General features: G+C 29.3%; 24 protein-coding genes. 7 read left to right on the top strand and 17 right to left on the bottom strand.

Translation table 11 applies throughout. The features are described 5' to 3' along the window. Positions 1-50 precede the first annotated feature (50 nt). The 5 genes from V3V28_RS07885 to V3V28_RS07865 all read left to right on the top strand — a co-directional run bounded on the left by V3V28_RS07885 (position 51) and on the right by V3V28_RS07865 (position 5,840). The gene (locus tag V3V28_RS07885; protein WP_331364478.1) at positions 51-1,379 is read left to right on the top strand and encodes a dihydrolipoamide acetyltransferase family protein; all 1,329 of its coding nucleotides are present in this window, start codon (positions 51-53) and stop codon (positions 1,377-1,379) included. A 362-nt stretch (positions 1,380-1,741) separates the two neighbouring features. Beyond that, positions 1,742-2,689, top strand: a complete 948-nt coding sequence (locus tag V3V28_RS07880) for a helix-turn-helix domain-containing protein (protein ID WP_331364477.1) — start codon at positions 1,742-1,744, stop codon at positions 2,687-2,689. 105 nt (positions 2,690-2,794) lie between these two features. Further along, positions 2,795-3,229, top strand: a complete 435-nt coding sequence (locus V3V28_RS07875; RefSeq protein WP_331364476.1) for a nuclear transport factor 2 family protein — start codon at positions 2,795-2,797, stop codon at positions 3,227-3,229. Position 3,230: 1 nt separating this feature from the next. Further along, entirely contained in the window at positions 3,231-5,390 is a 2,160-nt protein-coding gene (locus tag V3V28_RS07870) for a DUF5916 domain-containing protein (protein ID WP_331364475.1), read from the top strand. Between the two features lie 33 nt (positions 5,391-5,423). After that, entirely contained in the window at positions 5,424-5,840 is a 417-nt protein-coding gene (locus tag V3V28_RS07865; protein ID WP_331364474.1) for a nuclear transport factor 2 family protein, read from the top strand. A gap of 30 nt (positions 5,841-5,870) precedes the next feature. Here V3V28_RS07865 and V3V28_RS07860 read toward each other — a convergent pair whose 3' ends face one another. From V3V28_RS07860 to V3V28_RS07840, 5 genes are all read right to left on the bottom strand, one after another. Next, positions 5,871-6,557 carry a GNAT family N-acetyltransferase gene (locus V3V28_RS07860; protein ID WP_331364473.1) on the bottom strand — a complete coding sequence of 229 codons (687 nt, stop codon included), beginning with the start codon at positions 6,555-6,557 and terminating at the stop codon, positions 5,871-5,873. A 66-nt stretch (positions 6,558-6,623) separates the two neighbouring features. Next, positions 6,624-8,234: a pyruvate dehydrogenase complex dihydrolipoamide acetyltransferase gene (locus V3V28_RS07855; protein WP_331364472.1), complete on the bottom strand. Its 1,611-nt coding sequence runs from the start codon at positions 8,232-8,234 to the stop codon at positions 6,624-6,626. Positions 8,235-8,237: 3 nt separating this feature from the next. After that, positions 8,238-9,227 carry a pyruvate dehydrogenase (acetyl-transferring) E1 component subunit alpha gene (gene pdhA / locus V3V28_RS07850; RefSeq protein ID WP_331364471.1) on the bottom strand — a complete coding sequence of 330 codons (990 nt, stop codon included), beginning with the start codon at positions 9,225-9,227 and terminating at the stop codon, positions 8,238-8,240. Between the two features lie 129 nt (positions 9,228-9,356). Next, entirely contained in the window at positions 9,357-10,028 is a 672-nt protein-coding gene (locus tag V3V28_RS07845; RefSeq protein ID WP_331364470.1) for a hypothetical protein, read from the bottom strand. Positions 10,029-10,109: 81 nt separating this feature from the next. Then, on the bottom strand, positions 10,110-10,778 hold the full coding sequence (locus tag V3V28_RS07840; RefSeq protein ID WP_331364469.1) for a M15 family metallopeptidase: 669 nt from the start codon (positions 10,776-10,778) through the stop codon (positions 10,110-10,112). Positions 10,779-10,829: 51 nt separating this feature from the next. Here V3V28_RS07840 and V3V28_RS07835 point away from each other — a divergent pair, with 51 nt between their 5' ends. Further along, the gene (locus tag V3V28_RS07835) at positions 10,830-11,237 is read left to right on the top strand and encodes a DUF2721 domain-containing protein (RefSeq protein ID WP_331364468.1); all 408 of its coding nucleotides are present in this window, start codon (positions 10,830-10,832) and stop codon (positions 11,235-11,237) included. 4 nt (positions 11,238-11,241) lie between these two features. Here V3V28_RS07835 and V3V28_RS07830 read toward each other — a convergent pair whose 3' ends face one another. From V3V28_RS07830 to V3V28_RS07795, 8 genes are all read right to left on the bottom strand, one after another. Then, on the bottom strand, positions 11,242-12,108 hold the full coding sequence (locus tag V3V28_RS07830; protein ID WP_331364467.1) for a YkgJ family cysteine cluster protein: 867 nt from the start codon (positions 12,106-12,108) through the stop codon (positions 11,242-11,244). Between the two features lie 15 nt (positions 12,109-12,123). Further along, positions 12,124-12,507: a DUF3037 domain-containing protein gene (locus V3V28_RS07825; RefSeq protein WP_331364466.1), complete on the bottom strand. Its 384-nt coding sequence runs from the start codon at positions 12,505-12,507 to the stop codon at positions 12,124-12,126. Further along, positions 12,497-13,276, bottom strand: a complete 780-nt coding sequence (locus tag V3V28_RS07820; protein ID WP_331364465.1) for a HipA family kinase — start codon at positions 13,274-13,276, stop codon at positions 12,497-12,499. The genes V3V28_RS07825 and V3V28_RS07820 overlap by 11 nt, the downstream gene beginning before the upstream one ends. Before the next feature lie 305 nt (positions 13,277-13,581). After that, positions 13,582-14,106, bottom strand: a complete 525-nt coding sequence (locus V3V28_RS07815) for a nuclear transport factor 2 family protein (protein ID WP_331364464.1) — start codon at positions 14,104-14,106, stop codon at positions 13,582-13,584. Between the two features lie 27 nt (positions 14,107-14,133). Then, positions 14,134-14,859 (bottom strand): head GIN domain-containing protein, encoded by a 726-nt coding sequence (locus V3V28_RS07810; RefSeq protein ID WP_331364463.1) that lies wholly within the window; start codon positions 14,857-14,859, stop codon positions 14,134-14,136. A gap of 104 nt (positions 14,860-14,963) precedes the next feature. Beyond that, positions 14,964-16,652, bottom strand: coding sequence for a PspC domain-containing protein (locus V3V28_RS07805; protein ID WP_331364462.1), 1,689 nt, complete (start codon positions 16,650-16,652; stop codon positions 14,964-14,966). Continuing rightward, on the bottom strand, positions 16,645-16,989 hold the full coding sequence (locus tag V3V28_RS07800; RefSeq protein ID WP_331364461.1) for a PadR family transcriptional regulator: 345 nt from the start codon (positions 16,987-16,989) through the stop codon (positions 16,645-16,647). Before V3V28_RS07800 ends, V3V28_RS07805 begins: the two co-directional genes overlap by 8 nt. Beyond that, positions 16,990-17,424 (bottom strand): DUF4870 domain-containing protein, encoded by a 435-nt coding sequence (locus V3V28_RS07795; RefSeq protein ID WP_331364460.1) that lies wholly within the window; start codon positions 17,422-17,424, stop codon positions 16,990-16,992. Positions 17,425-17,647: 223 nt separating this feature from the next. Here V3V28_RS07795 and V3V28_RS07790 point away from each other — a divergent pair, with 223 nt between their 5' ends. Next, positions 17,648-18,103 carry a DUF4442 domain-containing protein gene (locus tag V3V28_RS07790; protein ID WP_331364459.1) on the top strand — a complete coding sequence of 152 codons (456 nt, stop codon included), beginning with the start codon at positions 17,648-17,650 and terminating at the stop codon, positions 18,101-18,103. A 230-nt stretch (positions 18,104-18,333) separates the two neighbouring features. On the opposite strand, the gene V3V28_RS07785 is transcribed toward V3V28_RS07790, so the two are convergent. From V3V28_RS07785 to V3V28_RS07770, 4 genes are all read right to left on the bottom strand, one after another. Further along, the gene (locus V3V28_RS07785) at positions 18,334-19,137 is read right to left on the bottom strand and encodes a TIGR02391 family protein (protein ID WP_331364458.1); all 804 of its coding nucleotides are present in this window, start codon (positions 19,135-19,137) and stop codon (positions 18,334-18,336) included. 128 nt (positions 19,138-19,265) lie between these two features. Further along, positions 19,266-20,174 (bottom strand): DUF5777 family beta-barrel protein, encoded by a 909-nt coding sequence (locus V3V28_RS07780; protein WP_331364457.1) that lies wholly within the window; start codon positions 20,172-20,174, stop codon positions 19,266-19,268. Beyond that, on the bottom strand, positions 20,164-20,709 hold the full coding sequence (locus V3V28_RS07775) for a YceI family protein (protein WP_331364456.1): 546 nt from the start codon (positions 20,707-20,709) through the stop codon (positions 20,164-20,166). Before V3V28_RS07775 ends, V3V28_RS07780 begins: the two co-directional genes overlap by 11 nt. Then, the gene (locus V3V28_RS07770) at positions 20,702-21,133 is read right to left on the bottom strand and encodes an OB-fold protein (RefSeq protein ID WP_331364455.1); all 432 of its coding nucleotides are present in this window, start codon (positions 21,131-21,133) and stop codon (positions 20,702-20,704) included. Before V3V28_RS07770 ends, V3V28_RS07775 begins: the two co-directional genes overlap by 8 nt. Positions 21,134-21,199: the final 66 nt, after the last annotated feature.

Raw genomic sequence — 21,199 nt, 5'->3', positions numbered from 1 at the left:
ATAAAATCACTGAATTTTAGTATTTTTGCATTCTCTAAAATCAGATAGAAATGGCTAGATTTGAATTAAAGTTACCAAAAATGGGTGAAAGTGTTGCAGAAGCAACCATAACTTCTTGGTTAAAAGAAGTAGGAGACACCATTGAATTAGATGAAGCTATTGTAGAAATAGCTACTGATAAGGTAGATTCTGAAGTTCCTAGTGAAGTTGAAGGAACTTTGATTGAAATTTTATTTCAAAAAGATGATGTTGTTGCGGTTGGTGCAACAATAGCCGTAATAGAAACTGAAGGAGGAGAAGTTGCGGTTGCTGCGCCAGTTAAAGCAGAAGTAAAAATAATAGATAATTCTACTATTTCTGAAGTAACTAAAACAATAGAAAAAGCAGCAGAAGTTATTGCTACACCAATTTCTAAAACTTCAGATTCTGGTAAATTTTACTCACCGTTAGTTAGAAATATAGCACAAACAGAAGGTGTTTCTATGCAAGAATTAGAAACAATTGTGGGCGCAGGTAAAGATGGTAGGGTTACAAAAGAAGATATTTTAACATATATTAAAAATAGAAGTACACTTACTCAATCTGCACCAGTTGTTGCTGCAGTAAAAGTTGAAGCTCCTAAACAAGTAGAAAAAGCAACGCCTAAAGCTGCGCCGGTTTCAGTTAATGGTGGAGATGAAATTGTTGAAATGAGTAGAATGGGGAAACTGGTTGCCAAACATATGGTAAATTCCACGCAAACTTCTGCACATGTTCAGTCTTTTATAGAGATTGATGTTACAAATATTGTGAAATGGAGAGCAAAAGTAAAAGATGCATTTCTTAAGAGAGAAGGTGAGAAGTTAACGTTTACCCCTATTTTAATGCATGCTGTAGCATCCACTATAAAGAAGTATCCAATGATTAATATTGCAATTGATGGCGATAATATCATTAAAAAGAAAAATATTAATCTAGGTATGGCAGCAGCTTTACCAGATGGAAATTTAATTGTGCCTGTTATTAAAAATGCAGATCAGTTAAACCTTGTTGGAATGACAAAAGCTGTAAATGATTTGGCTGTTAGGGCAAGAAACAACGCTTTAAAACCAGATGATATTCAAGGCGGAACGTACACAGTAACAAATGTTGGTAGTTTTGGTTCTGTAATGGGAACACCAATTATAAACCAACCACAAGTTGCTATTTTAGCATTAGGTGCAATTAGAAAAATGCCTGCAGTTATAGAAACTCCTGATGGTGATTTTATAGGAATTAGACAAAAAATGTTTGTTTCTCATTCTTATGACCATAGAGTTGTAAATGGTGCTTTAGGCGGAATGTTTATAAAATCACTTAAAGAAACTTTAGAAGCTTGGGATGTAAATCAAGATTTTTAGAAAAAAAATAATATTAAAACAAAAAAACGCTCACAAATTGTGAGCGTTTTTTTGTTTTAATATTATTTTAGATAATTCCTTACAACGTTAACACGAATATGACGTCGTTTTAATGTCAACTATTCGTAGTTAGCGAAGTTAGATTTTTTTATGTAAAAAGTCAATAAGTGAAAACTCTCTTTTAACAAAGTTTAACAAGATTCATCTAAATAGATTTATGTTTTTTTTTGTTTCTTTGATTTTTAGAATTGAATAAAAACATGACTTTCGAAAACCCGATTTTATTTTTCATTTGCTCCATAGGCGTTTTTAACGGCTTTTTGGCAAGTCTTTATTTTCTGTTTTTTAGCAAAGAAAAGCGCTTGCAGAACTCGTTATTTGGCTTGTTGTTGCTTTTATTGTGTTTAAGAATTGGTAAATCTGTATATGTAATTTTTACACACAGAGAAGAACGTAATATTGTATTAATTCAGATAGGTTTGTCGGCTTGTTTTTTAATAGGAGTCACACTTTTTTATTATTTAAAAGCTTCTGTATTAAATATAAAAAAGATTCCAAATTCTTGGAAATTACACTTTTTGTTGTTGTTTTCTTTTATTGTTATCGTTGGTTTGTTGAGTTCTTATAACACAAACCCAAGTTTTTGGAACAACTATTTTGTGTTTTTTATTTATGGAGTTTGGGGGTTTTATATTTTATGTTCTTCATTTCTATTAAAAGATATTTTTAGAAAATTGATTTCTAAAAAAGAGAAATCAACTACTTCGGAGATTTGGTTAGTAGCAGTTTTTATTGCAAATCTTTTAATTTTTTCAGCTTATATTATTGGGTATTTTTATCTCTATTTGATTGGCACAATTACCTTTTCTGTCGTTTTTTATGGATTGTTAATTTTCTTGCTCTTTAAAAGTAATAGAGAAAATTTTTTTAAAGACATACCAGAAAAATATGCTTCAAAAAAGATTGAGAAAATAGCAGCAAACTCTTTAGTTTCTTCTTTGCATAAATTAATGAATGAAAAGCAATTTTACAAAGACACGAATATAAAGTTGAATGATATTGCCAAAGAATTGCATATTACTCCACACCAATTATCGCAATTATTAAATGATAATTTAAGAAAAAGTTTTGCCTCTTTTATAAATGAATTTAGAATTGAAGAAGCAAAGAAATTACTACAAGAAAACAATCAATTTACTTTAGAGGCTATAGGTTTTGAAGCAGGATTCTCTTCAAAATCTAACTTTTATGCTACTTTTAAAAAGGTAGTTGGTAAAACACCATCAGAATTTAAGAAGCAGTTTTTATAGCCTGTTTATTCCAATTTTATAATTCAGGACTCTTGCATTATAAGAAATCATTCATTTTGTTTGTACTTTTTTCATTTTTGAATTGAATTTAAAAGTCAATCCAAAATGAAAAACCTTATTTTAATTTTTACCATTTTTTGTTCTTCAATTATAGTAGGACAAACATCAACATTTAAAGATGTAGAAAAAACCTTACAAGATTATCTTACAGGAAGTTCTTATAATAAATTAGTGCAGTTAGAGAGTGCATTTGCAGAAAATGCCACATTATATTTAACAGGAAAAGATGGTTTCAAAATTTATACCCCAAAAGAATATGTAGGTTTTTTTACCAATAAAAAAGCTGGAGAATTTAATGGTCGTGTTGGAAAAATTTTATCCATAGAAATATTTAATGACATTGCAACTGCAAAAGCAGAAATTGCAGGCCCATTAAGAAAATGGGTATATATCGATTTGTTCTTACTTAAAAAGTTTGAAAATGGTTGGAAAATAATCAGTAAAACGGCAACAAGAGTAGACGAACCTAAAAAGAAATAATATGAAGATTTTTTTTACTTTTCTGTTTCTGGGATTTTCGTTTTCTATTTTTTGTCAAACTTCGGAGATTAAGTTTATAGAAACATCGATTAAAATCGATGGCAAAATTGACGAACAGGTTTGGGCAACTTTACCAGAATATACCGATTTCTATAATTATTTACCTACAGATATTGGTTTGGCAGAAAACCAAACTTCTGTAAAGTTGTTTCATAATGGAGAGTATTTATTTGTAAGCGCCATTTATTACGATACGACTGAAAAAACACAAGTTAATACATTAAAAAGAGATGCTTCCATTTTTTTAAGTGATTCTTTTGTAATAATTTTAGATACACAGAATCAACAACAAAATGGTTATTTCTTTGCATTGAATTCTTTAGGGAATCAGACAGATGGTTTGGTAAGTCGTGTAAATGATAGCTACAATTTAAGTTTTAGTTGGAATACAATTTGGCAGTCTAAAACGACTTTAAATGGTAGGAAAAAACAATATGAATTGGCAATTCCTCTAAAGTCATTAAATTTTAATAGTGATACAAATACGTTCGGAATTCAGTTTTATGTAAGAGATATTAAGAACAATTCTTGGACAATTTTAAAGAATGTAAAACGAAATTTTGCAAATTTTGATTTACGCTTTACAAAGAAATTTAAAATTGAAAACTTGCCAAATAAAGCAACATCAAGATTTGCTTTAACGCCTTCAACAACTACTAACTATGCAAAAGATGTTGGTAATAATTCATCAGAAACAAACTTTACACCAAGTTTAGATGTGCAATACAATGTTACCTCTTCTTTAAAATTAGATGCCACTATTAATCCTGATTTTTCGCAGATTGATGTAGATCAGCAAGTAACGAATTTAACACGATTTTCTATTTTTTTTCCAGAGCGTAGGAATTTCTTTTTAGAGAATTCAGATTTGTTTTCTAATTTAGGTGTTGGCGATGTAAAACCGTTTTATTCAAGAAGAATTGGTGCAGAAAGTGGCATTCAGCTTGGTTTAAAATTATCTGGAAACGTATCTACAAAAACAAGAATTGGTGTTTTAAATGCGCAAACAAAACAAGAAAATGGTGTTGCTTCTCAAAACTTTACAAGTTTGGTAGGAGAACATCAATTAAATGAAAATTTTACAACTACTGCTTTTTTAATCAACAAGCAAGAAACCGATAATTTTAGTTTTATAAATGATTATAATAGAGTTGCTGGAGTCAATTTAAATTATAAATCTGATAATAATAAATGGATTGGTTTGGCTAATTTAGGGAAGAGTTTTAATAACGGAATTTCCAATAAAAACAACTTTTATAATCTAGGCATTTATTATAATACAAGAGGTTTAGAATGGAATGCATCTGTAAAAAAGATAGAAACAAATTATATAAATGAAGTTGGTTTTACGCCAAGATTGTATAATTATGATGCCATAAATGATGTCATAATTCGAGAGGGTTATACACAAATTACAGCCGGAGTAGAGTATCAAAAATTTTATGAGAATTCTAAAACAATAAATTCTGTTCGTTTTCTAAACTATAGAAATAACAACTATTTTGATGAAACTGGTAAACTAAATCAAGCTTCACATTTTTTAAATTCTGCTGTATTTTTTAAAGATTTATCAGCGCTTTATTATGTTATTAATTACGATTATGTAGATTTAAAATATGGTTTTGATCCTTTAGGGAACGGGAATGCATTAACGCCAGATGAATATCGATTCGGAATTTTTAAGGTTGGATTTAATTCTGCAAATAATCAAAAATTAAGATATAGAGTTAATGTTCAGAAAGGAACCTATTATGGTGGAAAAAGAACAAGTGCTGGTGCGTATTTAAATTATCAATTATTACCAATTGCTAATTTAGAATTGAGTTACGACATTAATAAAATAGATTTAAATAGTTTCGGAAAAGAAACTTTTCATTTAACTCGTTTTACAGGTGAAGTCTTTTTTAACAATCGTTTAAATTGGACTACATATCTTCAGTATAATACTCAAAGAGATAATTTTAGCGTAAACACTCGTTTACAATGGGAATACATGCCGCTTTCTTATATTTATTTGGTGGTTACTGATAATTTCAATCAACATTTAAGTAGACAAAATTGGGGTGTTGCTTTTAAAATGAATTATCGTTTTGATTTTTAGATAAATGAGTACTTTTAAAGAAAACTAATTAAGATGAAAAAAATAATAGTATTAATTGCAATCATTTTCATTCAGAATACATTTGCTCAAACTGAAATAGAAAATATAAATGAAACGTTATTAAATTATATTGAAGGAACTGCAAATGGTGAACCCGATAGAGTTAGAGAGGCTTTTCATGAAAATTTAAATTTGTATCATGTTAAGAAAGATACTTTAGTAACTTGGGTTGGTAAGAAATATGTAAATAATATTAAAAAAGGCGGAAAATCGAATCGTATTGGACGTGTAGTTTCTGTAGATTATGAAAACGATGCAGCTATTGCAAAAATTGAAATTATAATGCCAATTTATAAAAGAGTTTATACAGACTATTTAATGCTTTTAAAAATAAAAGGGAAATGGAAAATTATCCATAAATCTTTTACTTTTATTACATATCGTAAGTAAAAAATAAAAAGCTCGTAATTTACGAACTTTTTATTTTTTACTAATTAACCACCAATTCATATCTCTAGATAATTTGTATCCTAATTTTTCGTAGAGAGAAATTGCAGGGTTACCCCTATTTGTATGGAGAATTGGTAGTTTGTTTTCTTTTAAAATTTCTTTTGTTGTGTAATAAATTAATTGCTTTGCGTATCCTTTTCTTGTGTGTTCTGGATGCGTAACTACAGAACTAATTTCAATAAAATCGTTTGTTTGTAATCTCTGTCCAGAAATTGCAATTAACTTCTTTTCTTTAAAAATGCCAAAGAATTTACCCATTTCAAAACCTCTTTTTTGATAAAAACCAGGCATCACTAACCATATTAAATCATAAACTTCATCAATATGATCTTTAGTCAATAAAATAATTTTTTCTGTTATTTTAACATCAATAAGGTTTTCTAAAACCATTTGACAGCCATTAATTTTCTTTTCTAAAATAATAGTATTAGAATCTATAATTGGAGTTTTGTCTTCTGAAACAAAAAAGAATTTCTCTACTTTTTTTGAATACTCATTTGATGCATTTTTGGTTTTATCAGGATTGTAAAAAGCACCAAAATTATTTATTTCTGGGTTATAAAATTTAACACCATCATATTCAATAAGAAATTTTTTATGAGCTTCTTGTAAAGAGTGCCAAACTGGGTTTTTTAATTTTTCTTGTAAATCTTTCATCAGAAATAAATATATAAAAAAAAGCTCGAAAATTGCGAGCTTTTTTTAAAATATAGTTTAAAAGATCTATGCTAACATTGTAACAGGGTTTTCAATAAACGTTTTTAATGTTTGTAAAAATTGTGCTCCAACAGCGCCATCTACAGTTCTGTGATCGCAAGTTAAAGTCAATTTCATCGTATTACCAACAACTATTTGTCCGTCTTTAACAACTGGTTTTTGTACAATTGCACCAACAGATAATATAGCAGAATTAGGTTGATTTATTATAGAATTAAAGTTTTCGATACCAAACATACCTAAATTAGAAACAGTAAAAGTACTTCCTTGCATGTCTACAGGAGCTAACTTTTTATTTCTTGCTTTACCTGCTAAATCTCTAACACCTGCACCAATTTGAGTTAAACTTAATTGATCTGTGTGTTTAATTACTGGTACTAATAAACCATCATCAACAGCAACTGCAACACCTACGTGTATATGACTGTGATAAATTGTATTTGTATCTGTCCAAGATGTGTTAACTTGTGGATGCTTTTTAAGTGCCATTGCACATGCTTTTACAACCAAGTCGTTAAATGATACTTTAGTTTCTGGAATTGCATTTATGGTTTTTCTAGAAGCCATTGCATTGTCCATATCAACTTCAATATTTAAGCTGAAATCTGGGGCAGAGAATTTAGAATTACCTAAAGACTTGGCAATTGCCTTACGCATTTGAGAATTCTTAACTTCTTCAGAGCTTTCTACGCCAGCAGCAGCTGCAGCTGAAGTAGCAGGAGCGACTTCAATTTTAGCAGCAGGAGTATAATTTTCAACATCTTTTTTAATAATTCTTCCGTTTTCACCAGAACCATTTACATCTGATAAATTAATACCTTTATCAGAAGCAATTTTCTTTGCTAATGGAGAAGCAAAAATTCTTCCACCATTATTATTTGTCGTTGTGTTTGAAGATTTAGGTGCTTCAGTTTTAGCAACTGTTTTTTCTTCTTTCTTTTCAGAAGTTGAATCTGCAGGTTTTTCATCAGAAGTAGATACACCACCACCATTAGCAACAATTGCAGAAACATCTGTTCCGGCAGGGCCAATAATAGTTAATAAGCTATCCACTGGCGCAGTTTCACCTTCTTGCACACCAATATATAAGATAGTTCCTTCATAGAAACATTCAAACTCCATTGTTGCCTTATCAGTTTCAATTTCAGCAAGCATGTCTCCTTCTTCAACAGCATCACCAACTTTCTTTAACCATGTTGCCACAGTTCCGTCAGTCATTGTATCACTTAAACGAGGCATTGTTATTACTTGAACTCCGGCAGGAATTGCAACGACATCATTTGAAGCACTAGTTTCAGAAATAATTTCTACTTTTTCTTCAGTAGCTTCTATTTTTGTTGGTTCTGAACTACCATTTATAATAGCAGAAATATCTTCACCTTCTTCACCAATAATTGCTAATAAAACATCAACAGGAGAAGTTTCACCTTCTTGAATACCAATGTGTAATAAAGTTCCTTCATGGAAAGACTCAAATTCCATTGTAGCTTTATCAGTTTCGATTTCAGCTAAAATATCACCTTCTTCAATTTTATCACCAACACTCTTTAGCCATTTTGCCACAACACCTTCTTCCATGGTGTCGCTTAATCGAGGCATATTTATTATTGTAGCCATATCTTAACTTATAAAAGGATAATCTTCTTGTTCATAAACCATGTCATACATTTGTTGAGTTTCTGGATAAGGAGAGTCTTCTGCGAATTTCTCACATTCGTTTACTTTTGCTTTTACCTCTTTACCTATAGCAGTAATTTCTTCTTCTGTAGCATAATTTTTCTCCTTAATGATATCTAATATCTGTGTTATAGGATCTATTTTTTTATACTCTTCTACTTCATCTTTTGTTCTGTAGTGCTGTGCATCAGACATTGAGTGACCTCTGTATCTGTATGTTTTCATTTCTAAAAATGTTGGTCCATCACCACGTCTAGCTCTTTGTATAGCTTCATCTACAGCTTCAGCAACTTTAATAGGATTCATAGCATCTACTGGTCCACAAGGCATTTCATAACCTAAACCTAGTTTCCATATATCTGTATGGTTTGCAGTTCTTTCTACAGAAGTACCCATAGCGTAACCATTGTTTTCAACAATAAAAATTACAGGTAGTTTCCATAACATAGCCATATTAAATGCTTCGTGTAAAGAACCTTGTCTTGCAGCACCATCACCAAAACAGGTTAATGTTACAGCACCATTTCCTTTATATTTATCTGCAAATGCCAATCCTGCTCCTAATGGAATTTGACCACCAACAATACCATGACCACCATAAAAACCGAATTCTTTAGAAAAAATATGCATAGAACCACCCATACCTTTAGAAGTACCAGTTACTTTTCCATACAATTCTGCCATCACCTTTTTAGGATCTTCTCCCATACCAATTGGTTGTACATGATTTCTATATGCAGTTATCATTTTATCTTTAGATAAGTCCATTGCATGTAATGCACCTGCTAAAATGGCTTCTTGACCATTGTACAAGTGTAGAAACCCTCTTACTTTTTGTTGAATATAAACGGAAGCTAATTTGTCTTCGAATTTACGCCAAAAAAGCATGTCTTTGTACCAATCTAGATAGGTTTGTTTGGTGATTTTTTTCATTCTCTATAATTGTTGTTTGTTGTAAAAATTATAAGCAAATATAATATAATCTAAACACAAAAATAATGGTTTTAAATAGAAAAAAAAAATTGGGTTTTGGGAATTAACTTAAACGATTTCGTTGAGTACTTATTTGTCTTTTGCAATTACTATTGTTGCTTTGGCTCCTGTAGCTAAATTCCATTCATTAGAAGAAAGTAACATACCTGCATCATTATAAACTTTAAAGCCTGCGGTATTTGGTCCGGAAGTTCCTTGATTTAAAGCTTTAAAGGCAATTTTGTTAATGCCAATTTCTAAAGGAATTGAGAATTTTTGATAGCGTTGTTTAAGCACAATATTAACAACTACAGGAATATCATTAAGATAAATGGTAACTCTATCTCCATCTGGATATTGAAAATCTCTGCAAATAATATTTACACTTTTAGAATTTGTTCTAAAACTACCTAAATCTTGATCAATTTTTGGATATACGTATTGACCATTAATTTTTTTAAAACTTTTTAAAAAACGCTCTTCACTAATTTTTGCTTGCGTTTTAATCCCTTTTTTATTTAAATTATCTTCGTCTTGTTTCTTTTTTAGCTTTTCTTGTTCTTTATCGTAGGCTTTTTTAAAGCCGTTAGTGGCATTTAGCTTAATAGAACTTGGCTTTTTTATTACTTTAGAATTATTTAAAATAATTGCTTTTGTTTTTCCTTTTTCTTTGTTATTAGTAGTATTGTCTAATTGAGCAGATAATTGCGAAGTAGATAGAATACAAAGTGTTAAAAGGAAAAATATATTTAGTTGCTTCATTTTTTAGATTTGTTGCTAGCAATAATTTAGCAAATATAATGCCGATTTTAAGTGAAGTTGTTTAGAAATTGTTAAAACTTATTATTCTATGACGAAATTAAAGTATATATTTCGAAAAGGTTCATTCTTTAGAGTGAAATGCCACCATTCATTATCATAAGGTTTAAAGCCGTTTTCTAACATTATTTTACGCAAGTACAAACGATTTTTTTTTGGGAGAGCATTGATTTTTTTATAAAATGGATGCGATTCTACTCCAAAAAAATCATACGAACTTCCCATATCTAATTCTTTGCCGGTTTTTAAATTTACAATAGTTAAATCTGCAGTGCTGCCTCTAGAATGACCAGATTTAGAAGCAATATAACCTTGGTTAAATAATTGTGATTTTGGCACTCGAGGATAATATTCTTTTTTCATAATAGTATCTTCTAATTTTTTCGCCCATTTTACAAAATGATTTACAGCTTCTTGAGGTCTATATCCATCAAATATTTTTAGGCTTAATCCTTTTTTTATTAAAATTTTTTGAACTTTTTTTAATGCGTTTGCGGTTTCTAAAGTAACTATAACACAATTATTCTTGTAACCATCAATTGGTTTACCAATAAAATTATTGTTGGTAAAATATCTTAATTCAGATTGTATAGAAGCATCTATATCGTCTAAATAGACAAAACCTTTTGGTAGACTTTGAGTAGAAGCTGAATAGCTAATTATTAGAAAAAAAAATAGGAGTGCATTTTTCATTTATCAAAAGTACTGAAAATAAAAATTATTAAGTAATTTTGATAACTTATTATGGAAGAACTAACACTTACAACACCCGCACTTTTATTTTCCGCAATTTCTCTAATAATGCTTGCTTATACAAATCGGTTTTTGGCATACGCATCTGTAATAAGAAATTTGCACGATATTTATTTAGAAAAAAAAGATGATTCATTATTAAGACAAATTAAAAATATAAAACTCCGTTTGAATTTAACAAGATGGATGCAGATTTTTGGAATTACAAGTCTATTATTCTGTGTTTTAACAATGTTTTTAATCTATATTAATTTTAACACTATTGCCGTTTATATATTTGGTGGTGCACTTATTCTATTGATAATTTCTCTATCCCTTTTAATAAAAGAAATACAAATTTCTGCACAAGCTTTGCAACATCATATTGCAGATATTGAAGAACATTTAGAGCAGAAGTAATTCTTTATTCTTTAACTCCGTGGTTTTTTGCTGTTTCTAACCAATGTTCAGCAATTCCTTTTGTGTCTGCACCTAAACCTCTAGATAAATGCAATGCTACTGCAATCATTAAAACAGAAGCTTCATGAAGTTCTTGCATTGTTTGTAAACTTCCAAATTGTTCTTGTGCTTTAACTAATAGTAATTCATTATGTTTTTTAGCAAATATAACTGGGTTTTCGGCATCTTCAGTAATTGTTGGAAGCATTAAGCTGTCTATCCAATCTTTACCAATTCTTGCTTCTAGAACTTCTGGAAGTTCGTTTCCTATTATTCTCCATGCAGTTAGTGTTTTTGTGTCTCCAGATTCGGCTAATCCAGAGTCTAGTAATAATTCAAAAGCAATATCTGCAATATTTTGCATTATAATTAAATATTCATCTTGTGCTTTTTCGAAAGGATCTGCTCCTTGACCTTTAATATATTCGCCTACACTAAGTTTAGGTAATTCTAAAACTTCTGCACAATCCGTTAAACAAGGGAAAGAATTACCTTCATAAATATAGTGTGCTTTATCAAACTGAATTTGACGCCCTAACGGATATAAACGACATGCTAATGGACGACCAAGATGAACGCTACAACCAACATTATCTATATACTGACTGCATGCTTGTTGTCTTTTTTCATCTATTTTTCCATTAAAAGTTAATCGAATACCACCAAAATCTGTATATAAATCTCGAAATTCTCTAGCAATAACTTTTTTTTCTTTACTGAAGCGAAACAATTCCCAAGGATTTAACATTACAGCCTTACCAAAACAGCACGTTCCAGATCTAGAGCAAGTTAGTGGTAGTATACTTTTAGAATTGAGTTTAGTTGTTTGCATGCTTTTTTGGTTTTTTTACAAAACATATTTATTATAGATGTCTTCCAATTCTTTTTTTGGGTCATTCGTAATACCTGGATGCGTTTTAGAACTTTGTATAATAGTACTTCTACAAGCAGCTAACCATCTAAATCTATCAGAAATTTCTAATTCACCAATTCGTCCTCCAGATGATTTTCCATCGCAAATTAGTTTCCAAGCATTTAAATAATCGTTTAAAACATCTAATTCAACTTCAGAAGAAAAAGCATTTAATTTATCTTTATTGATGTTGTATTTTATGCCAAGAAATTTTTTTCTTTTTGAAAAAAGAATAACGCCTACATTAAAGAATTCTTCTCTTTCTACTTTTGGTACCACTCTAATTATGGCAAATTCAAATGTACATTTACCTTGCATCGTTGGCTTCTTTAACTAATAAATCTATATTCGAAATTCTTGTATTTATGTATTGAATATAAGCTTCTCTAATTTCGTAAGTACTCAAAGAATCAGCTTCACTTAACAACCAATTTTCTGGTATGCTAGAAACAATTTCATTAATTTTAGTTTCATTTAATAATTCTTTAATTTCTATTGCTGCTTCACTTAAATTAGTTGCCTTTTGTAAAAGAACATGGTCTTTAATCAACGGAAAAGTTCTGGTTAAATGGTTTTTCCAAGTTTCCCAATTATGATGAAAATAGAAACTCGCTCCATTATCAATAATCCATAATTCATTATTCCAATTTAATAAATTTGTGTTTTTTGCGGTTCTATCAATATTACTAATAATACTGTCTAATAAAACCACCTTTGAAGCGATTTTGGTATCTACTTTAGATACTAAAGGATCATAAGTAATTGCGCTTGATAAAAAGTGCAAGCCTAAATTTAAACCGACACTAAACTTTAATAAATCTTGAATTTCCTCATCTGGTTCTGTTTTGCTAAATGAATCGTCTAGATTCATAAAAACAATTTCCGGAACTTTTAAACCAATTGCTCTTGCTAATTCTCCACCAATAAATTCAGCAATCAATGCTTTTTTTCCTTGTCCTGCACCTCTAAATTTTAAGACATACAGAAAACCATCATCTGCTTTAACAATTGCAGGTAATGATCCGCCTTCTCTTAAAGGATAAATATATTGAACAACATTAACTGTTCTAATATCAATTTTATTCATAAATTTTTAATAGAAAATCTGTTCGTTTATTTGGATCAATTTTAACGCTAATGTTAGAATTAAACTTCCGTTAAACATAAGCGAAAGATACTTAAAAACGTATTCAGAAAAAAATATAATAAGATTCTATAATAAAGATGTTGTTCTGTGAAATAGAAGAGATGCTAAAACATATTAGTTAGATATCTAAATAAGTTTAATGTAAAAAAGTAAGCGTCGTTTTATTACAAAACGACGACTTACCAAGTAAACTAATAAAACCAAGTTTTAGTACTAATATTAGAAGTTAGCTTTCTAATAAATTTTTATTCAGAGTAAGGTTTATGATTATAACTCAATACTCTTTTTAATTTCCATTTGTTATTTTCTAAAACCCAAAGGTGTGTAAAATTTGCAATACCTACAGTTTTCATTTTACCATCAATTTTCTGTTGAAAAATATGTTTCCCTTTCTGAATTGCTCCATAAAGTTTGTTGTTTTCTTTCATTTGAAAAACGGATAAAGAATTTTCAACAAGTTTTCTTTTATTCATTCCAGGATTAGAACAGACATTGTTTTTTAGGGCATCCATAAAACCTTTTCTATCTTGTACACCTGCTACATCATGATAAAATTCAATGTCTTTAGCAATAATAGGTTCTAATTTTTCTAGTTCACATTTATTAAACCCTCTTTGAAAAAGAATACTGTCTTTTGTTTTTAAAGTTTTATATAAACCAGCATTTTTATCTACTTGCGCATTTGTTACTAAAGAAAAAAGAAACAAAAAAATTGCAATTAAAATTTTTATAATAAGTGAATTTTTGAAAGGTTCTAAAAAGGAATTCATAGTTGGTTAGTTTGATTGATTAGAATTCTATTTGGCAGAAATACTTCCGCCAGAAGAAGACTTTTTAGTTATTTTTTTTGGATTACCTTTAAAATCGATATCTCCACCGCTTGTTGCTTTTGCTTCTAATTTTTCTGATGCATGAATGTTAATGTCTGCTCCACTAGTCGCTTTTGCAAGTGTGTTTTTGCTTTCTAATGCATAAGCATCAATAGAAGAACCACTTGTAGCGTTAGAAGCATGGTTGGTTGTTGTGCCAGAAATTTCAATGTCAGAACCACTTGTAGAATTTGTTTCTACACTTACCGCGTTTACAGAAATTCTAATATCTGCGCCACTTGTTGCTGTAATAGAAATTTCATCTGTTTTAATTGCATCTTTGGCGTACACATCACTACCACTTGTTGCTCTAAGTAAATCTAAATTCTTAATGGTAACATGTACTTTTCTTGCTTTCGATTTCCAAATACTTTTTTTTGAATAGACTTTTAGAACTCCGTCTTCAACTTCAGTCATAATAATATCATGCAAATTTTCATCTGCTTCTACCGTTATTTGATTTTTAGAACCTTGTGTTATATACAAGTCTATACCTGTACTTACTTTGATTCCTGTAAAATTTTCTGATGTTTTTCTATCTTGAGTAACAACATTTCTGTTACCATTTATTCGGTTAAACATATCTACTCCACAAGAAGTAAAAATAGTTGCTACAAATAAAACTGCTATAATTTTTGTGATTGAATTTTTCATGAGTTTGGTTTTGTTTTAGATTTATTACGTTTCAAATGTCTATTAATAGACGCTTTAAATCAAAGTTTGGTTACTCAATTGTTGGTTTTTATTACTGAATTGTATTAAATAGTTTCATTATCATTAGATTCTTCCTCAGTTTCCTCTTCGACTTCTACTTTGCAATCTGTACATTTTAAGGTTTCATCTGTCATTATATAATGATGATTTGCCATTTCTTTGTCATAAGTATCTGTTGTGTTGTCTACATTAGATAAGAAGTTTTTTACTGAATGATCAAAATAAACAGTAGTACTTTCCGGAAGAAAAACTGTAATATTTATTTCTTCATCTTTCCAAAAGTTTTTAAAATTTGATAAAAAGAAAGCATCAAAAATAATTGTATTGTCTATAATTTCGTATTTATATTTAATTTTATCAGCATTTTTATTTGCACGATTTCTACTTTTTCCAAGAGATTCTTTTTGAACAATCATGTATGTTTCATTAGAATTACTCTTTTTTACATCCACTTTAATATTTCTTGCAAAAGTCATTGTTCTGTTATTAACTTCAACTTCGTGTTTACGTGTACTTCTTGTTAAATTATGTTGATAATAAATGTTATCATCATTAACCATTTTTAAAGTAATAGTATCATTTGCTGCAATATTTATGTAGCTTTTCTTTACTGTTTGTCCGTAGTTAGAATGCGATGTACCAAAATCTAATCCTGTAAAAATTAGCCCTAAAAGTGCAATAATCCAAATACCTAATAAAGTTAAAGATGTAGCTTTACTTAATTGTTTTACGCTGCTAGACAGTATTCTTAATCCTAAAACAAATAAGATTAAAAACGGAATTCCAACTAATAAAAACCCAAATGTGGTTAGTAGCCATTTTGGTAGAACCGAGTCATAGAAAAATGGTGGATACTGTAAAAATTGTCCATCAACATTTAACCATTCTAAACTTCCTACAGAAAACCCTCCAATAATTAGAGATAAAATAACAGCAGCTGCAATAAATACTAAAAGAACTCCAATAAATTTCCCTATCACTTTAAAAAAGACAAGAACAATTTTACCGATTACATTTAGAAAATCTTGTAAGCCATTATTTTTTTTGGTCTTTACTGAAAAAGTTTTACTCATTTTTTCAGAAAACTCATTGGCACCATTTTTAATTTTTTCTGATGCTTTGTTGGCAAATTCAGTTACATTCTCAGATACATTATCAAATTCTTCACGAATCTTTTTCTCAATATTATCTATGTTTACTGGCTCACCTTCCATCTGCAATTTTTCTGCAGTGGTTTTAGCTTCGGGTAATAAAATCCATAGAATAATATACACAAGAACTCCAAAGCCTGCTCCAAAGAAAAGTGCTAATAAACCAAGACGAATCCAAATTGTATCTACATCAAAATAATGTGCAATACCAGATGCAACTCCACCTAAAAATTTATCATCTCCATCTCTAAATAATTTTTTACCAGATGCACTGTTTCTTTTGTAAGAATAACTAGCATCATTATAAGATTCTTCTGCTTCTGTATAATCTTCTGGCTGACCCATTATTACAATAATATCATCAATATCACTTTCGTTTACAACTTGTCTTGCATCTGTAATTTTTTCTGATAAAAGTTCACTTATACGTGCTTCAATATCTGCAATTATTTCATTTTTTCCTTGAGGATCATCGCTTAACGATTTAGAAATCGATTCTAAATATCGTTTTAATTTCTGATAGGCAATTTCATCTATGTGGAAGAAAAACCCGCCTAAATTTATATTTATTGTCTTATTCATCTGTAGTTGGTTTTGTGCTAATTACTTGGTTTACTGAACTTATTAAATTACTCCATGTTTTGTCTAATTCTTTTAAAAACATGCCTCCGTTTTCTGTTAAAACGTAATATTTTCTAGGTGGTCCAGAAGTAGATTCTTCCCATCTGTAAGTTAATAAGCCTGCGTTTTTTAAACGTGTTAATAACGGATATATGGTTCCCTCAACCACAATCATATGTGCACTTTTTAATGTTGAAAGGATTTCAGAAGTATATGCATCACCATTTTTTAAGATGGATAAAATGCAATATTCTAAAACACCTTTTCGCATTTGTGCTTTTGTGTTTTCTATCTTCATTTATTTTATGAATTTTATTGTGAATGGATATTTATAATTTTCTCCTTCTTTTGCTTTTAATGCAGCAATAATTACTAAAGCCATTCCTATTAAATATACAATTCCTGCAATAGATCCTAAACCTAAAAAGCCGAATATGTTTTCTGTATTAAAGTTGATGTCTACATGATTAAAATTATCGAAATTATTAAAACCTCTAAAAAAGTTGCTAATAAAAAAACCGCCAACAAATAATGTTAGTATAAACACATAAAGCGAATAACTAATATTAAAATTTACTGCTTCTTTACCTTGTTCATCTAAAAAAGCACTTCTGTCTTTTAAAGTTTGCCACGCAATTAAAGGCGTAATAATATTACCAAAAGGAAATATAAAACCTGCAAATGCAGATATGTGGATTAAAAATGCGTTGGTGTTTTCTTTGTTTTGTGTCATGATTTATAAACTATATAATACTTTCTTATGCAAATATATATCTTTAAAAAGGTATTATGCAATACATAGTACTATCATTAACATTTAATTAACATTTGTATTGAAGCTTAAAATCAATTAAAAAAGCTTTGTATGTATTGTTATTGTTGAGTTTTTGTTTCATTTATTTTAACTATATTGCAGCCGTTATTATTTTTTATAAAAATTATTTATCTCAATAAAAATGAAATTCACGCCATTTAAAGTCAACTTTTTTAACCTAATAAAACTTCCTTTAGCCTATTTGGGTGGAGTTAGAGTGCGTACAATTACAGATAAAGAGGTGGTAGTTTCTATAAAACATAGATGGATGAATCAAAATCCGTTTAAAAGTATGTTTTGGGCGGCACAAGGAATGGCTGCAGAAATGCCAACTGGTATTTTGGTAATGAAAGCAATAGACGATTCTAAACGAAAAGTATCTATGTTAGTTACGCACCAAGAAGCAGATTTTTTTAAGAAAGCTATAGGAAGAATACATTTTTCTTGTACTGGTGGAAATGAAATTAGAGTGGCAATACAAAAATCTATAAAAACGGGAGAAGGACAAGTAATTGTTTTAATTTCTGAAGGAAAAAATAAAGATGGAGTAGTAGTTTCTAGATTCCAATTTCATTGGAGTTTACGAGTTAAAAAATAGATTTTTTAACTCGTTTTTTGAACAGGTTCGCTAACGGTTAGGCTATGGTTAGTACGGGATTTCGAAGGACTGAACTTTCGATTAAGCACTTAGCCAAATTTTTAATTTTTTCTTTATTTTAATAGACACGCAAAATTGAAAATTTTGCGGACTTTGTTCAAGGCACTTCACTTTGGATTAAGTACCAAAACCCGTATTAACTATAGCCATTGTTAGCAATTGTATTTGTTCTAATTCCTTTCTGCATTATCAATTCTTCTATGTAACATTGAAGCCATAGTCATAATATCTAAAGCATCTTTTTCTTCTATTTCCCAATGAATTTTCGGTGCGTGAGCAGTTGTATTTCTAAACATTCCAAAAAATCCAATTAATAGATTTGAAAATCCTTTTTGTTCACTTTTTTTCGTTTCATTAGATAAATCATTAATTTTTAAAATCGGATTATTTACAGTAAATGCTGAAACAACAAGAGAATTTCCGTCATTTGTTAATCCTGTTCGTTGTCTTATTTTGTCAGCAACACTTTTAGTCGCTTCAAAAACTGCGTGAAAATAATTTTCTTGTAATAATTCTGATTTGCAAAACACTAAAATATCTGAATGTACATTTCTTTCATTCAATTTAGTCAAAAGTGAAGTTGCTCTTTGTTGAGCATCAGAGATAGTTTCTGATTTTTTTATTTTAGAGAATTTTCCATTTTCATTAAGTCTTAGACTTATAAAAGACAAAATTTGATTTAGTTCAGAACGTCTTTCTTCAAATAATTCTTTCGCATTTATAAAACGTGATGGATGATATGATTTTTGAATAAGTTTTAAAATACTGTTTGAACAACCTGTCCTGTTTTGCACTTCAATACAAGAGTTGTATAGTCTTTTCCATTTTGTCATTTCAGGATTTACGTCTTTCATTTTAGCGTCAATAATTGCTTTATTTAATTCGCTTCCTGTCAAACCTTGTGACGTATCAGCAACAACTTTACATATACTTTCCAATATGCTTGGTTCTATTACTGATATTTTTTTACTCATTTGTTCCTTGGTTTTATATAATTGCTAACGTTAACACGAATATAAGGTCGTTTTAATGACTTATATTCGTAGTTAGCGAAGTTAACAGAATTTAAGTTTAGAAACAAACCAAACAAACCACTGGAAAACTACTTCAATTTATTTTTATTGGTATGCAAAACAAAAGTTGCATTAAAACCAAAATGAAAATTCGGGTCGTTAAAATTAAAGTTATTTGTAGTTTGGGTAATAAAAGTATCTTCAGCAAAGTTTCTAGCATTTGTTACATGAAATTGTAGCAGTAAATGACTTAATTCCCAATTTACACCAACTGTAAAAGCATTGTAGGTTGCTATAGATTTTAAAGGATTTGCAACATAATAATATTCTGAAATTATTGATGCATGTCCACCAATTTTATGTCTTCCGCTAAACCCAATTGCAAATTGATTGTTAGGATCGTCTTTAGCAGTATTTGCTGCTCTATGAATAAGTGTTGGTGCTATTTGTAAAGAAAGTTTACTGTTAAATTTTCTTGCTATTAAAACCTGGCTCGTAAATGCATATTTATTTTTAGATGAATTTCCTGAATATAAACCAGCATTTTTAATAGTTACTTTTCTATGAGAGATTCCTTGAAACAACGTTACACTAACTGGTGCTTTTTTAGAATTTCTTTGTTGTTTTATCAATTTATATTTTAAAGTTCCATCAGAAATTTTATCAAAAGTTGTATAGCCAATACCAACCGTAAAATTATCTGATATTGCAAAGTCCAAACCAAAACGAGTGCTAACTTTATCAGCCAAAAAACGTTGTCCTTTAAAGTTGGGAATGTTCCAATATCTATTATACATAGAAATTTCTAAAGCGCCTTTTTTTCTGGTTTCTATAGATTGGCCTAACGCAATTCTTGTTGTTTTAAAAGTGGCAATTTCATAAACTGGTTTGTCTGGGAATTCGTTCTCTAATTTCTCTAATAAACCTTGTGCTTTTATGGAAGAAACGCAGAGTATAAACATCAAAAAAACGAGTTGATATGTTCTTTTATTCTTCATAAGTTTGGTATTTAAAGCTGAATTTTACTGAAATACTTTTGGCAATATTACTAGATAGTATTGGTGGTATTTTAATGTCGAAATCTTTTACTAAAAGATTAAAATCACCAGATAAGGAATACGTTCCATTATTGTTTTCGATGGTGGTTTTAATATCTATTTCTTTTTTAATTCCATGAATGGTAAGTTTACCGCTAATAATTCTGGTTTGCGATTTTTCTTGAGGATTAAAATCAATTATTTTCCCTTCAAAATTTGCTTTTGGATGTATGTCTGACTCAATATAACTTTCATTAAAATGCTCGTACATTAAATCTTTTTTAAATACAAAAGCACGCATTAACATACTAATAGCTATCTCTGAAGTGTCTACATCTAAAATGCTTAAAACTTGATTGTTCTTTGCTTCAATATTTTCTACAGATGTATAGGAGAAAAAAGAAATTTGTCCTTGACGGGCAATAAACTGATTTTCTTTGGAATTGAAATCAGTCAAAAAAGTGATTAATAAAAATAAAGGTAAAATTTTATTCATAAATTTCTATGTGACAATTTAAAAGTACAACATCTTTTAAGAACCCTTTGCAAATTCCTTTTACTTTTATTTTTTGATTGGTTTCTAGCTTTTTTACTTTCTGTAGCTGACTTGAATGCACATCGCAAATAATGCCAGAAGTTTTGTTTTTACTATACAATATTACAGTATTTCTATTGTTTAAAAAAGTAACTTCTTTAACAAAACCAACTACTTCAATTATTTTACCTGCATATAACTCATTTGCATCATCTTCATTAGAAATAAAATTGGCTACTAATTCCTCTGAATTTAGAGAAATTTCAGAGTTTACTTTTTCTAAATTTTGATTAGAATTTGTAAAATAAGGTAGCATATAATAATATCCGTTTATAAATAATAAAGCGATAACTAGAATATAAAAAGGTGTGTTTTTTTTCTTCATTATTAAAGATGCTTTCTCTTTCTCAAAGAAACTCAATTTATGCATTCTTTTTACTTAAAAACTACA

It is taken from the genome of Polaribacter sp. (assembly GCF_036480315.1).
Taxonomy (GTDB): domain Bacteria; phylum Bacteroidota; class Bacteroidia; order Flavobacteriales; family Flavobacteriaceae; genus Polaribacter.
This window is presented reverse-complemented; position numbering and strand designations above follow the sequence as displayed.